This is a genomic window from Bradyrhizobium sp. URHC0002, assembly GCF_054059515.1.
This window is the reverse complement of sequence record NZ_JBSSCF010000001.1, coordinates 6,278,339-6,291,693: the sequence shown is the minus strand read 5'-3', so window position 1 is coordinate 6,291,693 and position 13,355 is coordinate 6,278,339. Positions and strand designations below refer to the sequence as shown.

Here is a 13,355-nt window from a genome sequence, read left to right as displayed (position 1 = left end):
AACAATCAGGAGCTCCTGCCATGACCGACCCGAGCGCAACCATCCTTTCCTCGTTCTCCTCCGCCCTTGCCGAACTCGTCGCCCGAACAAAGTCCGCGATCGTCTCGGTGCATTCGCACCGCTTGAGGGCCTCGGGCTTCGTGTGGAAACCCGGCCTGATCGTGACCGCCGACGAGGCGTTGGCTGACGAAGGCGAAGTCTCGGTCAAGCTTGCAGACGGAACGACGCGACCCGCCAGCATCGCGGGACGCGATCACACGACCGACATCGCGCTGTTGCGATTTGATGCCCAGAATATTGCGCCGGTAGCACTTGCATCGGTCGTTCCGGATCTTGGCTCGCTGTCGGTCGTGGTCGCCGCCGAGCACGGCATTCCCACCGCCGCGCTGGGTACCGTGTCGCTGGTTGGCGGCCGCTGGCGAAGCCTGCGCGGCGGTGAGATCGACGCCAGAATCGAACTCGGCGTGCGACTGCGACACAGTCACGAGGGAGGGCTTGCGCTCACCGCCTCCGGCGAAGCCATTGGCATGGCTGTCCAGGGCGTGCGACGTGTGCTTGTCATTCCGAGCGCGACAATCGGCCGGGTCGCGGGAAGACTTGAAACCCACGGCCGGATCGCGCGGGGCTATCTCGGGGTTGGGCTGCAGCCCGTCAAGCTCGACGATGGGGTCGGCGCGATGGTGATGAGTGTCGATAGGTCGGGCCCATCGGCCGCCGCCGGCATCCGGCAAGGCGATATTATCGTCGGCTGGAACGACGAGAAGCTCTCCGGGGTGCGTTCGTTGTTAAGATCGCTCGGGCCCGACAGCGTCGGCTCGGTCGTTGACGTCACGATTCGGCGCGGCGGCGAGCCGGTGCGGATCAAGCTCACGATCGGCGAAAGGGCGGACACGTGAGCGAGGAGGTTGCACCGGTCGTTGTCGTCGCCATCGAGATTTCCGATGCCGCGTTGGCGGACCGGCTTGCATCGCTGCTCGGCGGCGTTACCGGCATCCGACTGGCGGCACCGGGGGAGGCCGCCGCGGTCGCGCTCGTGTCACGTGAGGCGCAAGCGGTCATCGAACCTGACGACATCGAGCTTACGCCGCGCGAACGCGACGTGCTGGTGCTGATGGCCGAAGGCGCATCGAACAAGGCGATTGCGAGACGGCTTGGAATATCCGTTCACACGGCCAAATTCCACGTCGGATCGCTGCTCGAAAAGCTCGACGCCACCGGCCGCACCGACGCCGTAGCACACGCCGCGCGCCGCGGCGTCATCCACCTGTAACGCCGCGCGCCCGGCGGCGAGGGAGCAGTCGCAGACCCTTGGTATATAATCCTAAAGATGGCGGGATCTGCGTCGGGAGAGCGGTCCGGAACCGCTTCCACTAGCGCGCCGGATGTCCTAAGCAGCGGGCCGCAGCGATTTCCTCACTTCAGGCCCCAATGATCCGTCTCGATAACGTCAGCAAGCAAGTCGGCCACCAGATCCTCTTCATCGAAGCCTCCGCGGCCCTCCAGAAGGGCGAAAAGATCGGCTTGGTCGGCCCAAACGGGGCCGGCAAAACTACGCTTTTCCGGATGGTCTCGGGCCAGGAACTCCCCGACGAGGGCCAGGTCTCCCTCGATCGCGGCATTACCATTGGCTATTTCAGCCAGGACGTCGGCGAGATGTCGGGCCGTAGCGCCGTGGCCGAGGTCATGGACGGGGCGGGGCCCGTGAGCGTCGTGGCGGGCGAGTTGAGGGAACTCGAGGCCGCGATGGCCGATCCTGATCGGGCCGATGACATGGACGAGATCATCGCGCGCTATGGCGAGGTGCAACACCGCTTTGAGGAACTCGACGGCTATGCCCTCGATGGCCGGGCGCGCGAGGCGCTGTCGGGCTTGGGTTTCAGCCAGGAGATGATGGAGGGCGACGTCGGCACGCTGTCGGGCGGCTGGAAGATGCGGGTCGCGCTGGCGCGCATTCTCCTGATGCGGCCCGACGTGATGCTGCTGGACGAGCCGAGCAACCATCTCGATCTCGAAAGCCTGATCTGGCTCGAGCAGTTTCTGAAGGGATACGAAGGCGCGCTATTGATGACGTCGCATGATCGCGAATTCATCAACCGCATCATCAACAAGGTCGTGGAGATCGACGGCGGCACGCTGACGACCTATTCCGGCGACTACGAATTCTACGAGCAGCAGCGCGCGCTGAACGAGAAGCAGCAGCAGGCGCAGTTCGAGCGCCAGCAGGCGATGCTGGCCAAGGAAATCAAGTTCATCGAACGGTTCAAGGCCCGCGCCTCGCACGCCGCCCAGGTGCAGAGCCGGGTCAAGAAGCTCGACAAGATCGAGCGCGTCGAGCCGCCGAAGCGCCGCCAGACGGTGGCGTTCGAATTCCTGCCGGCGCCGCGCTCGGGCGAGGATGTCGTCAGCCTGAAGAACGTCCACAAGGGCTACGGCAGCCGCAGCATCTACCAGGGGCTCGATTTCATGATCCGCCGCAAGGAGCGGTGGTGCGTGATGGGCATCAACGGCGCCGGCAAGTCGACGCTGTTGAAACTGGTGGCGGGCTCAGCCGAGCCTGACGACGGCACGGTCGCCGTCGGTGGCAGCGTCAAGATGGGCTATTTTGCCCAGCACGCCATGGACCTGCTCGATGGCGAGCGCACGGTGTTCCAGTGGCTGGAGGATTCGTTTCCGCAGGCAGGCCAGGGTAGCTTGCGCGCGCTCGCCGGCTGCTTCGGCTTCTCCGGCGACGACGTCGAGAAAAAATGCCGGGTGCTTTCGGGCGGCGAGAAGGCGCGGCTGGTGATGGCGCAGATGCTGTTCGATCCGCCGAACTTTCTGGTGCTGGACGAGCCGACCAACCATCTGGACCTCGCGACCAAGGAGATGCTGATCAATGCGCTCTCCGAGTTCGAGGGCACGATGCTGTTCGTCTCCCATGACCGGCATTTTCTGGCGGCGCTTTCCAACCGTGTGCTCGAGCTGACGCCCGAAGGCATCCATCAATTTGGCGGCGGTTACACCGAATATGTCGCGCGCACGGGGCACGAGGCACCGGGATTGCGGAGCTAGCGGCTAGTTTTTCTTACTGGCGAGCGGCGCGATGGCCTCGATCTCGTTGGTCCAGATGCCGCCGGAATAGTCTTGTGGCAGCCGCGCAAATTGCTCGGGCGTGTCTATTCCGGTCGAGAACTCACCACCGCGGTACGGACCGAGCACGAACACCTCGCTGTTGGCGGCCTTCATGCGGTTGAGGAAGCGGTCCGGCCAGCCCCACATCCACGGGGCGGCGTTGATCGGCAGCATCACCATCGCGTTACGGCAGGCTTTCGGCACCACGCCGCTCCAGCCGTAGCCGATGTAGCCGAGCAGACAGCTCTTGATGTTCGCGCGCGAGATTGTTCGGACATCGGGCATGCGCGTACGCACGATTTCGACCGGCTCGTCGCCGCCATAGACCATGATCTGCGCCCGGCGTTCGGCGGGAAGCTTGTTCAGCACGGCTGCGAGATTCTCTCCCTCGGACGGGTCGCGGCTCTTTACATTGATCAACAGCCGCTGCTGCGGGAAGGCCTCCAGCACCTCGCCTAGCGACGGCATCATGCCAACGGCCTTGCCGCGAAAGGGAAAGGTCTTGCCGCCATCGGCGGTATAGCCGTGGCCGATGTCGAGCTTCTTCAAATAGGCCATGGAGTGTTCGCGGGTGACGCCCTGACCGTCGGTGCGGCAATCCAGCGTCCAGTCGTGAAACACCGCGAACTCGCCGTCGGTGGTCGGATGAACATCGAGTTCGACGATATTGGCGCCGGCCGCGAAGCCGGCCCGCATCGAACTGATTGTATTCTCCAGATATTCGTGCGTCGGTGGCAACATCCGCGCCGCGGTGCAGGTGTCGTTCTTCAGCTCGCGTTCGTCGAAACGTTGCGCCATTCCGCGATGCGCGAGAAGGACAGGTGGGCCGTCATGATGCCTGGCGAGAAGATTGGTGTTGTTTAGGTAGATCGCGGCCGCGAGCACGGCAATTGCCGCCGCGGCATATTTGAGTTTCTTCTTCAAGGCTTGCCCCCGCGTACGAGGTGCATTCGCTAGGCAGCATTTCTGTTCGATTTGCGGCGGAGAACACGGGAAAGCCGAAACGATGGCGATGACGTCCTTCCGCGCTGCTAATCCCTTATCCTCTCCACAAACGCGATCGCGCGCATCAGTGCATCCTCGAGCGCAGAGCGGTTGCCTGGAATGGATTGGTGGCTTCGTCCGGGGTCGTCAAAGCCATGTGTCGCGCCGGGATAGAGCACGACATCGACCTTGCTGCCCGCGGCGATGGATCGCTGGGCCATGTCCTGGCACCTCGCAGGCGAGACCTCTTCGTCGTCTGAACCGAGCAACAAGGCGACCGGCGCAGTTGTCGCGAGGTCAGGTGCAAGCAAGGCTTTCGGCCCGCAGCCGGGATAGAACGCCAGTGCGGCGCGATAGCCCGAAGTCTTCGCGCCCTGCCGTTGCATCACATTCAGCGCGGTGCTGCCGCCGTTCGACCATCCCTGCAGGAAGATTCGATGGGGAATGACGTCGCGCTGACTGCGCAGCCAGTTCAGCGCGCCCTCGGCATCGAGCGGCCGCACGGTCTTTTCATTGACGTCGGTGCGATCGGGATCATCATGGGTGAAGCGGTCAAATCCGTGCGCCTTGCCGCGCGGTCCAAAACTGTCCGGAAGCAGTGCAATGTAGCCGCGCTCCGCCCAATACTGGCCCCACATCATGTGCCGCTTCGACAGGCCGCTCGCATCGCACGCCGACGGACTGGCACGCGACACCAGCGTGCAGCCCTTGTTGACGTTGGCCGAGTAGGGCCCGCCACGACCGTGCAGCATGACGACGGCGGGGTGGGGGCCCCGCGTTTGCGGCCTGAAGAGATAGGCGACGATTTCGGTCGAGCCATCGGCGCTCGGAAAGAACACCGTGTCCGGAGCCGCGAGGGCCGCCGACGTTGGCAGCATTGCAAGCGTCAGGAGGGCGAGAAGCTCTATCGGTCGGTTAGCCATCTGCGCAGCATTAGCAACGTTTCGGACGGGCAATGCAAGGACGCATGGCATAGCATGCCGTACTCGGCTTGTGGAGATTGAGGCTCGCAGCTACGCTTTTCAAAAATTGGGGAGCGTAACAGCCATGAAGCAGCTCAGGATCGGCGATGTCACCATCGACGCTGTCATCGAGCGCGAGGGACCATGGCGGCGGCCGCAGGATTTCTTCCCGGCTTATGACGAGGCGGTATTCAGGCATCATCTCGCCGGGATGGAGCCGGAGGTGTTCGACACCGCGCTGGGCATGATGATGATCACCTATCAGACCTTTGTCGTCCGTACGCCGCGCTACACCATCCTGGTCGATACCTGCACCGGCGAGGACAAGGGCCACCCGCCGCCGTTCGATTTTCCCGGCAAGGAGCGCTGGCGCAACGAGCTGTTCGCGCTCGGCATATCCTACGAGCAGGTCGACTACGTGTTCTGCACCCATCTGCACATCGACCATACCGGCTGGAATACCACGCTGCGTGACGGGCGCTGGGTGCCGACATTTCCAAATGCCAAATACATATTTCACAAGAAGGAATATGCGGCGTGGGAGGCGGAGAATGCCAAGGGCGCCAACCCGCCCGGCACGGTGTTTCGCGACAATTGCCTGCCAATTGTCGAGGCTGGGCAGGCCGTTCTGGTTGACGACGATTACGCGCTCGACGATACCGTTACGCTAACGCCGACGCCGGGGCATTCGCCCTGTCACTGCTGCGTCAACATCTTCTCAAGGGGCAAGCGCGCGGTCGTGGCCGGCGATCTCATGCATCACGTCATTCAGTGCCGCGAGCCGGAATGGTCGGCGAAGCCCGACTGGGATCCGAAGCAGTCGGCGATCTCGCGGCGCAAGTTCTTTGCTTCCGTCGCCGGCACCGACACGCTGATCCTGCCGGTCCATTTTCCGGCGCCCACCGCAGGCCTGATTACCGCCGATGGTGACCGCTTCGATTATCGTTTCAAAAGGGACTGAAGATGGGAATGCAACGGACGGACGGAATGCAACGGATGGATTTCGAGACGCTGGTTCAGACCCGCAAGAGCGTGCGCGGGTTCACCAAGGAGCCGGTTGCCCGCACGAATGGCGATTTCGTGCGGTATGTCGGGTTTGCGAACTGAGAGGTTTTGTCGATGAGCAGCGATGAAGAGACCGCCATGATCCGCGAGACGGTCGCTAAATTCGTCGACCGCGAGCTGATTCCACTCGAGCCGCATTACCTGAAGTCCAAGCTGCCGGGCTCCGATCATCCGGAACTGACCATCGAGCAGAAGCAGCGGCTGCGGACGGTCTCAAAGGATCTGGGATTGTGGGGCCTCGATGCCCCCGAAGATCTGGGTGGCCACGACCTGCCGACCCGAACGATGGCGGCAGTCCACGAGGAACTTGGGCGGACCTGCGTACCCTTCGTGCTGCCACCGGACTCGCCGAATTTGCGGATGCTGCAGGCGGTCGGGACCGATGCGCAGAAACGAAAGTACATGCAGCCCTATATCGAGGGGCGCATGACGTCCGAGATCGCGATCTCCGAACCTGGCGCCGGCGGCGATCCGGCTGCGATGAAGACGCGGGCGGTGCGCGACGGCGAACAATGGGTGCTGAACGGTCGCAAGATCTGGATCAGCAATGCCCGCGCTGCCGACTTCATCATCGTCATGGCCCGCGTCGGCAACGATGCGCGGCAGGGCGGCATCACCTCCTTCATCGTCGAGAAGGGAACGCCCGGCTTCATCATCGAGCGCGAAATCCCGATGATCGGCGGCGGCTCGACCTACGAAATCGTGTTCGAGGATTGCCGCATCCCGGCAGACTCGGTACTCGGCGAAATCGGCAAGGGCTACGCGCCGATGCAATTGCGGCTGCGCACGCGCAGGCTCGAAATGGGTTCGACCTGCATCGGCATCGCGCGGCGGGCCTGCGACATGCTGTGCGAGCACGCCAAACAGCGCGAGACCTTCGGCGTCAGGCTCGCCGAGCGCCAGGCGATCCAGTGGTGGGTCGCCGACATCACCACCCGCATGCACGCCTGCCGGCTGATGGTGCTGGACGCCGCCGACAAGGCCGACCGCGGCGAGGACGTCCGCCACGAAGCCTCGATGATCAAGGTGTTCGCGACCGAGATGGCCTATGATGCCTGCGACCATGCCATGCAGACGCTGGGCGCGCTCGGCATGACGCTGGAATTGCCGCTCAACGCGTTGTGGCAGAAGGCGCGGCTGATGCGGATGTACGAGGGACCGAGCGAGGTCCATCGCCAGTCGATCGCCCGTCGCGTGCTGGGCCTGCGCGGCTAGCGCAAGCGCCTTACGCCGAACGCACCTCCGACAGGAAGCGGTTGACCTGCCCGGCGAGATCCTTCGACTGCGAGGACAATTGCTCGGCAGCGCCAAGCACCTGATTGGCGGCGGCGCCGGTGTCGTCGGCGGCCTTCTGCACGCCGGTGATGTTGGAATTGACCTCCTGGGTGCCGCGCGCGGCTTCCTGGACGCTGCGCGAGATTTCCTTGGTCGCGGAGCCCTGTTCCTCGATCGCGGCTGCAATCGCGGTGCCGATCTGGTCGATTTCGGCGATCACGTTGGCGACGTTCTGGATCGCCGTCACGGTCTGGTCGCTCGCTGCCTGAATCGAGGCGATCTGCTCGGAGATTTCGGTAGTCGCCTTCGCGGTCTGGCCGGCCAGCGATTTGACTTCGGAAGCGACGACGGCAAAGCCGCGGCCGGCATCGCCGGCGCGCGCGGCTTCGATAGTCGCGTTCAGCGCCAGGAGGTTGGTCTGCGCGGCAATGCTCTGGATCAGCGTCACGACGTCGCCGATCTTCTGCGCGCCATCGGCGAGCGAGCGAGCGCTGTCGCCGGTGCGTCGCGCATTGTCGACCGCGCGGGCGGCGATTTCGGTCGATTGCGCGACCTGGCGGCCGATTTCCGAAATCGAGGAGGCCAGTTCCTCGGTGGCGCTTGCCACCGTCTGCACGTTGGCGGAAGTCTGTTCGGACGCGGCGGCGACGATGGCCGCCTGACGATTGGTGAGGGTCGCGGTCGATGACATCGACTGTGCGGTGTCTTCCATCACGGACGATGCCGACGAAAGCCCGCCGACGAGTTCGGTGACCTTGGCTTCGAATACGCGGGTGAGTTCGTCGAGCACCTGGGCGCGGCGCATCTTGCCGTCGCTCTCGGCGGCCTTCTCGGCGGCGAGCCGTTCCGCCTCGATCATGCTGTCCTTGAAGACGGCAACGGCAGCAGCCATCGCGCCGATCTCATCGCCGCGCCCGGTGCCGGCGATTTCACCGGAGACGTCGCCGCTTGCCAGCCGCGACATCGTGGTGGTGAGGTCGACGATCGGCCTGCAGACGCGGCGTCGCACCATCACGATAAGCCCGGCGCTGGCGGTGGCAACCGCAATGAGGACCGCGAGCGCGATCAGGAAGCTGAAGCGCGCGGAGGAATAGTTGGCGCCGAGGATTTGCTCGGCATTGTCGTAGAAGGCGTTACGAACATCGACGACGGCGCCGAGGGCCACCTGGGATTCGGCATAGAAGAAGTCGACGTTATGTTCGTATTTGCCTGAAGCCGCGCCGTCCTTGACGAGCTTCAGTTCCTTGCCAAAACGCGTGACGAAGAGGTCGCTCATCTTCTCCAGCGCAGCTGCCACGTTGGCAGGCGTTGCCGGGTTGCCGCGCAATTCCAGCAGCGACATCTGGATCTGGTCGGCACGGCCCTGCGAGCGCGAATACTCCATCTTTTCCGCTTCGGTGGCGGCGCGGTTAGCGCCAACGAGGTTCTTGTGGAGGCTGGAGTTGTAACCGCCGACGTCGCGCAAATTCCAGGCGATGTTGGCATAGATCGCCTGCCGGTAGGCGTCACCGTCGAGCTGCGCCATGCGGCGCACCTGCTCGTCGAGCAGCTTGGTGGCCGCGGCGTTGAACACGGCATTGTCGGCGACGATTTTTCTGGCGGCATCCTTGCGCGGTTCGGCCGGGCCGTCCATCGCCTTGTCCATGGCGTCGCGCAGCGCGTTGAACTTCACGTTCAGATCGTCGATGCCGGTGCCTATCGCCATGGCGTCGTCGAGGCCGCCCGACAGGTTCTTGCGTACCGCGTTCATCTTGTCGCGCGCGCCATCAGTATTCTTGCGCACCTTCTCGTTGAGCTCCCTACGGATCGCGGGGTCCACCGCCGGCGGCCCGTAGAGGATGTTGGTGGCAAAGCCGCGCTCGGAGTTCATGTAGCGCGGGATGTCGCCGACCGCGCGCACCACCTCCAGCCGGCTCTGCGCCAGCGAGACCTTCTCCATGGTCTGGTACTTCGAAGCCGCCACATAGACGGCGAGCCCGCCGCCGACGGCGGAAAGCGAGACGATGGCAGCGGTGAGGAGGGTGCCGATTTTCATGGGATTTTAGACCATTTGCGCTGGCGCGGGCGTGCGGGGCCACCAGTATAGGTGGTGCAAATTAATCCAGAGTTTACAGTGGGGCGTTTCACAACGGCACCTTGCAGCTCGTCTTGGTGATGCAGCGCGCGGGGTTGCCGGGCTTTCGGGATAGAGGAGCTAAGGAAATGAAGATCGTTATCATCGGCGGTACGGGCCTGATCGGCTCGAAATTGGCCCCGTTGCTTCGGTCGCGCGGTCAAGAGGTGCTGCAGGCGTCGCCGAGCAGGGGCGTCAACGCCGTGAGCGGGGAGGGCCTGCAACCAACGCTTGCAGGCGCCGATATTGTCGTCGATGTGTCGAATTCACCCTCGTTCGAGGACCAGGTGGTGCTGCACTTCTTCGAGATGGGGACGCGCAATCTGATCGCGGCTGCGAAGCAGGCCGGCATACGGCATTGCGTCGCGCTGTCGGTCGTCGGCACCGACCGGCTCGAGAGCAGCGGCTATTTCCGTGCCAAGCTGGCACAGGAGCGGCTGATCGTGAATTCCGGCCTGGCCTACACGATCCTGCGCGCCACCCAGTTCTTCGAGTTCGTCGGCGGGATCGCGGATTCCGGGCGCAGGGATGGCGCGATTCATGTCTCCAGCCAGTTGATGCAGCCAATGCTTTCCGACGACGTCGCCGCAGCGCTCGCCGACGTCACCCTGGGCGAGCCCGCCAACGGCATCCGCGAGGTCGCAGGTCCCGAAGCGGCACCGCTTGCGGACTTCGTCGGCCGCTGGCTCCGCAAGCAGGGCGACACCAGCAGGATCGTAGCGGGCGCCGACGTGCCGTATTTCGGTGCGCCGCTTGCGTTGCGCACGCTGGTGCCGGACGACGGCGCGCGGATCATGCCGACGCGTTTCGAGGATTGGCTGGCCAGGGCGGTGGCGTAGGTCGCCATTCCGGAGGTCGCGCTATGCGCGCCTCGGACTGACGGAGGAAACGTACGGCGTATTCACTGCGTTTCTTCGGTCGCGCTCTTTGCGGCGGAGTGGGGTTGAGCTGACCCCTCGGAGCCCGTCTCGCGACAGGGCAGTTGCGTCCATGAACCGTCCGCGGCCTGCTGATAGGCATGGCAGGTAGCGACCGCGGGCGCCTCGGTTGCCTTCGCGGCAGGGGAATTCGTGCTGGAGTTCCTGGCGAGCGTCGGCGCTGCCAAAGTGAGGAGGGCGGCAGCCGCACCGAAGAAGATCGCTTGTCCTAACCGCATGGGAAATTCTCCTGATCTCGAAAGCGAATGCCTTCTTCCTAAAGAGGATTGTGGAAATTTTTGGAAATGTCGCTGAGTGTTGGCAGCGCTTGCTTAACGCTTTGCAAACGACCGGAGCCGCTGATGCGCCAGCAAGGCTGGACGAATTCTGTTCTCTCAATGAGGAACCAGTTCGTTCGGGCGTGCGTTGGTGGCATCATGCCGAAGGCACGGCGTCATGCGTCCAAAACAATCACTCTTCAATGCGCTGTTGACCCATTTCCTGATGGGCGTGGCGCTTGGGCTATCGCTGGTGCTGTTGCTCAGCCTGATCGATGCCTTCCACGTCAGGGACCTCGTCGCCAAAAGCTCCGCACCTGCTCAGACGATGCTGATACTGGTCACGACCTACGGGCTGATGTTCGGCATCGGCGCGGCGCTGACCGGTCTGGTGCTGACGCTGGAAGACGAGAGCTGACGGCGAATAGAAGGCTGCCTGCTGCCGATTAGCGGCGCAGGCGGGCGATCGTGCCGGCGATGATCTGCATGGCGACGCCGACCACCCATCCGGCCATGATCATCGATATCCATACCAAATGCGGATCGTGGCGCAGCACGATCACGCCGACGGAAGCGAACGCCGAGAACGCCGCGAGAAAGGTACCGATCGCGCTGAGCAGTTCCGGCGTATCGATCTTGCCGACCCACGTGTCATCGGCGGGCCGACCGGTCGATGCGTTGAAGGGCAATGGCGGCGTATCGATGCCGAGATAAAAGCCGACGGCGCCGCCGATCATCATCAGCAGCAGGAACGCCTGATTGGTGAGTGCGGAATGGCTCGTTCCCACCAGAGCCGCCACAAACAACCCGCTCGCCGCGCCTGCCATGGCAAGCCCAAGGCGTTCCAGAACATGGGCGACTTTTCGAACGCGGGTTCGCATGATGGTAGCCCGCCAGGTTACAAGCCAAGGTTAGGACGATTCTGGGTGAGGTGGAAGCAACCTGACGATGCAGCTATGTGCCGAATTGAGCCAGCGCAAGGCGCGGAAAGCGCGTCGCGCTGGGCTGGTCGCGAGGCGCGCGAATGCCATGGACGTGCCTGGAGCGGAGTGCGCGCTGCGGCTTCGCACTTACAGGTCGCGCAAGACGGATCCGTCCGTTTTGCAGCGCTTGTGGAGAAAAGCACTGATGTCGCGGTGAAAAGATTGGACACCCATTTCATTGACCAATTCGGCAAACCGCCGGATATTTGATGTACTGTTCGGGGTCACCGCATGAAATTGAATCCAAAGCCAGCCGTGGGCGATATGCGCAAGCGCATCACCCGTCGCTGCGTCTCGGCGGCGACCGGCGCCTGTTGCTGATCCTCCCGTAGCAAAACCCAGAGATCAAGTACGCAACAGGAGCGCCGACATTGTCGGCGAATGAAGATCCATGTCCAAAGCCTACATCATCGAAATTCACAACCGCACCGCCGGTATCGTCGCAGGCGACGAGGGCGGGTTCACCTTCTTCTCCGCCGATCGGGCTTTCGATCGTCTCGATGGCCGCGATTTCCGCTCGGCCCGCGAGGCGGAACGCGCGGCGAGGGCGGTGCTGGGCGGCAGGCAAACCAGCACGCATTCACTGTCGTGAACCGACGCCTCGATCAAGTCAGAAAGGAAGAACGCATGACCACGAGAAGAAATATCATCGCCGGCGCGCTGATTTTTGCATCGCTCGCGATATCGCCCGCCCATGCGCAGGCACAGGACAAGCCGGTCGAAATCCGTATCGGCACGCAAAAGGGCGGGTTCTTTCCGGCTGTGCGGCAGCGCCACACCGTCGAGGACGCCTTCAAGCCGCTCGGCATCGAGATCAAGTGGGTCGATTTCCAGTTCGGTCCGCCGCTGCTCGAGGCCATCAACGTCGGCAGCGTTGACTTCGGATTCGTTGGCGATTCCCCGCCGATTTTCGCGCAGGCCGGTGGCGCGAGGATACGATACGTGGCCGCCGTCAAATCGGACGGTAACAACCAGGCGATCATCGTTCCCAAGGACTCGCCGATCAAAACGATTGCCGATCTCAAGGGCAAACGTATCGCCTTTGCCAAGGGATCGAGCGCGAATAATCTGCTGGTCGCGGCGCTGGAGAAGGCCGGGCTATCCTATGGCGATATTTCGCCTGCGCCGCTCGCGCCGGCCGATGCGACGGCAGCCTTCCTCAAGGGCTCGGTCGATGCGTGGTCGATCTGGGATCCCTACCTGGCGCTCTCCGAGTTGAAGGAGAAGGCGCGGGTCATCGTTTTCGACAAGGACGTGCACAAGCCCAATGCGTTCTATATCGCGGGATCGGACTTCGTGGACAAGCATCCGGCGCTGGTGGCAAAGCTCAACGCCGTCTTTGCCTCGGAGGGACGGTGGGCGGACAGCCATCACGACGAGGTGGCGGAGGCGCAAGCCGAGGCGACCGGGGTCGATATCGACGCGGTCAAACGCTTCGTCTCTCGCTCGAGCTACCGGGTCGTGCCTGTCGATGATGAGGCCGTTAAGAGCCAGCAGGCGATTGCCGACCGTTTTGCGAAGCTCGGCCTGATTCCGAAACCGGTCAACGTGTCTGACATCATCTGGAAGTGGTCGCCGGGGTCCTGATCCAAGCGCGTCCATTCCGGTATCCGGACACGTATGGGGCGGACATGACGGGTCCGCCCCATTTTGTTGGAGGGCGTCGC

Annotated in this window: 15 protein-coding genes; 10 read left to right on the top strand and 5 right to left on the bottom strand. The window is 63.4% G+C overall.

The features are described from left to right. Nucleotides 1-20 precede the first annotated feature (20 nt). The 3 genes from ACVWVY_RS30735 (at nucleotide 21) to ACVWVY_RS30725 (ending at nucleotide 3,051) form a co-directional block, all read left to right on the top strand. Entirely contained in the window at nucleotides 21-896 is an 876-nt protein-coding gene (locus ACVWVY_RS30735) for a S1C family serine protease (RefSeq protein WP_456629891.1), read from the top strand. Next, nucleotides 893-1,270, top strand: coding sequence for a response regulator transcription factor (locus ACVWVY_RS30730; protein ID WP_456629890.1), 378 nt, complete (start codon nucleotides 893-895; stop codon nucleotides 1,268-1,270). The genes ACVWVY_RS30735 and ACVWVY_RS30730 overlap by 4 nt, the downstream gene beginning before the upstream one ends. Nucleotides 1,271-1,428: 158 nt before the next feature. Continuing rightward, nucleotides 1,429-3,051, top strand: coding sequence for an ABC-F family ATP-binding cassette domain-containing protein (locus tag ACVWVY_RS30725; RefSeq protein WP_456629889.1), 1,623 nt, complete (start codon nucleotides 1,429-1,431; stop codon nucleotides 3,049-3,051). Nucleotides 3,052-3,054: 3 nt separating this feature from the next. Here ACVWVY_RS30725 and ACVWVY_RS30720 read toward each other — a convergent pair whose 3' ends face one another. Beyond that, entirely contained in the window at nucleotides 3,055-4,035 is a 981-nt protein-coding gene (locus tag ACVWVY_RS30720) for a glycerophosphodiester phosphodiesterase family protein (RefSeq protein WP_456629888.1), read from the bottom strand. Between the two features lie 107 nt (nucleotides 4,036-4,142). Then, on the bottom strand, nucleotides 4,143-5,018 hold the full coding sequence (locus tag ACVWVY_RS30715) for a dienelactone hydrolase family protein (protein WP_456629887.1): 876 nt from the start codon (nucleotides 5,016-5,018) through the stop codon (nucleotides 4,143-4,145). Nucleotides 5,019-5,142: 124 nt separating this feature from the next. Here ACVWVY_RS30715 and ACVWVY_RS30710 point away from each other — a divergent pair, with 124 nt between their 5' ends. The 3 genes from ACVWVY_RS30710 to ACVWVY_RS30700 are packed head-to-tail and all read left to right on the top strand — an operon-like array spanning nucleotide 5,143 to nucleotide 7,337. Continuing rightward, a complete protein-coding gene (locus ACVWVY_RS30710) occupies nucleotides 5,143-6,018 on the top strand; it encodes an MBL fold metallo-hydrolase (protein WP_456629886.1) in 876 nt (291 codons plus the stop codon). A gap of 8 nt (nucleotides 6,019-6,026) precedes the next feature. Next, nucleotides 6,027-6,164, top strand: coding sequence for a hypothetical protein (locus tag ACVWVY_RS30705; protein WP_456629885.1), 138 nt, complete (start codon nucleotides 6,027-6,029; stop codon nucleotides 6,162-6,164). A 12-nt stretch (nucleotides 6,165-6,176) separates the two neighbouring features. Beyond that, nucleotides 6,177-7,337, top strand: coding sequence for an acyl-CoA dehydrogenase family protein (locus tag ACVWVY_RS30700; protein ID WP_456629884.1), 1,161 nt, complete (start codon nucleotides 6,177-6,179; stop codon nucleotides 7,335-7,337). 10 nt (nucleotides 7,338-7,347) lie between these two features. Here the strand turns inward: ACVWVY_RS30700 and ACVWVY_RS30695 are convergent, their stop codons facing one another. After that, nucleotides 7,348-9,432 (bottom strand): methyl-accepting chemotaxis protein, encoded by a 2,085-nt coding sequence (locus tag ACVWVY_RS30695; protein WP_456629883.1) that lies wholly within the window; start codon nucleotides 9,430-9,432, stop codon nucleotides 7,348-7,350. 167 nt (nucleotides 9,433-9,599) lie between these two features. On the opposite strand from ACVWVY_RS30695, the gene ACVWVY_RS30690 reads away from it, so the two are divergent. After that, a complete protein-coding gene (locus ACVWVY_RS30690; RefSeq protein ID WP_456629882.1) occupies nucleotides 9,600-10,349 on the top strand; it encodes an SDR family oxidoreductase in 750 nt (249 codons plus the stop codon). A 62-nt stretch (nucleotides 10,350-10,411) separates the two neighbouring features. Here ACVWVY_RS30690 and ACVWVY_RS30685 read toward each other — a convergent pair whose 3' ends face one another. Continuing rightward, nucleotides 10,412-10,666, bottom strand: coding sequence for a hypothetical protein (locus ACVWVY_RS30685; RefSeq protein ID WP_456629881.1), 255 nt, complete (start codon nucleotides 10,664-10,666; stop codon nucleotides 10,412-10,414). 217 nt (nucleotides 10,667-10,883) lie between these two features. Here ACVWVY_RS30685 and ACVWVY_RS30680 point away from each other — a divergent pair, with 217 nt between their 5' ends. Then, entirely contained in the window at nucleotides 10,884-11,123 is a 240-nt protein-coding gene (locus ACVWVY_RS30680; protein WP_456629880.1) for a hypothetical protein, read from the top strand. Between the two features lie 28 nt (nucleotides 11,124-11,151). Here the strand turns inward: ACVWVY_RS30680 and ACVWVY_RS30675 are convergent, their stop codons facing one another. Then, nucleotides 11,152-11,586, bottom strand: a complete 435-nt coding sequence (locus ACVWVY_RS30675; RefSeq protein ID WP_456629879.1) for a hypothetical protein — start codon at nucleotides 11,584-11,586, stop codon at nucleotides 11,152-11,154. Nucleotides 11,587-12,079: 493 nt separating this feature from the next. Between ACVWVY_RS30675 and ACVWVY_RS30670 the strand changes: the two genes are divergently transcribed. Together ACVWVY_RS30670 and ACVWVY_RS30665 are read left to right on the top strand one after the other, a co-directional pair. Continuing rightward, on the top strand, nucleotides 12,080-12,280 hold the full coding sequence (locus ACVWVY_RS30670; protein WP_456629878.1) for a hypothetical protein: 201 nt from the start codon (nucleotides 12,080-12,082) through the stop codon (nucleotides 12,278-12,280). 35 nt (nucleotides 12,281-12,315) lie between these two features. Next, a complete protein-coding gene (locus ACVWVY_RS30665; RefSeq protein WP_456629877.1) occupies nucleotides 12,316-13,275 on the top strand; it encodes an aliphatic sulfonate ABC transporter substrate-binding protein in 960 nt (319 codons plus the stop codon). The last annotated feature ends 80 nt before the right edge of the window (nucleotides 13,276-13,355 follow it).

Coding starts and splice junctions, on each gene's coding strand:
- ACVWVY_RS30735 (WP_456629891.1), top strand. CDS start 21: ATGACCGACCCGAGCGCAACCATCCTTTCCTCGTTCTCCTCCGCCCTT.
- ACVWVY_RS30725 (WP_456629889.1), top strand. CDS start 1,429: ATGATCCGTCTCGATAACGTCAGCAAGCAAGTCGGCCACCAGATCCTC.
- ACVWVY_RS30715 (WP_456629887.1), bottom strand. CDS start 5,018: ATGGCTAACCGACCGATAGAGCTTCTCGCCCTCCTGACGCTTGCAATG.
- ACVWVY_RS30710 (WP_456629886.1), top strand. CDS start 5,143: ATGAAGCAGCTCAGGATCGGCGATGTCACCATCGACGCTGTCATCGAG.
- ACVWVY_RS30705 (WP_456629885.1), top strand. CDS start 6,027: ATGCAACGGACGGACGGAATGCAACGGATGGATTTCGAGACGCTGGTT.
- ACVWVY_RS30700 (WP_456629884.1), top strand. CDS start 6,177: ATGAGCAGCGATGAAGAGACCGCCATGATCCGCGAGACGGTCGCTAAA.
- ACVWVY_RS30695 (WP_456629883.1), bottom strand. CDS start 9,432: ATGAAAATCGGCACCCTCCTCACCGCTGCCATCGTCTCGCTTTCCGCC.
- ACVWVY_RS30690 (WP_456629882.1), top strand. CDS start 9,600: ATGAAGATCGTTATCATCGGCGGTACGGGCCTGATCGGCTCGAAATTG.
- ACVWVY_RS30685 (WP_456629881.1), bottom strand. CDS start 10,666: ATGCGGTTAGGACAAGCGATCTTCTTCGGTGCGGCTGCCGCCCTCCTC.
- ACVWVY_RS30680 (WP_456629880.1), top strand. CDS start 10,884: ATGCGTCCAAAACAATCACTCTTCAATGCGCTGTTGACCCATTTCCTG.
- ACVWVY_RS30675 (WP_456629879.1), bottom strand. CDS start 11,586: ATGCGAACCCGCGTTCGAAAAGTCGCCCATGTTCTGGAACGCCTTGGG.
- ACVWVY_RS30670 (WP_456629878.1), top strand. CDS start 12,080: ATGTCCAAAGCCTACATCATCGAAATTCACAACCGCACCGCCGGTATC.
- ACVWVY_RS30665 (WP_456629877.1), top strand. CDS start 12,316: ATGACCACGAGAAGAAATATCATCGCCGGCGCGCTGATTTTTGCATCG.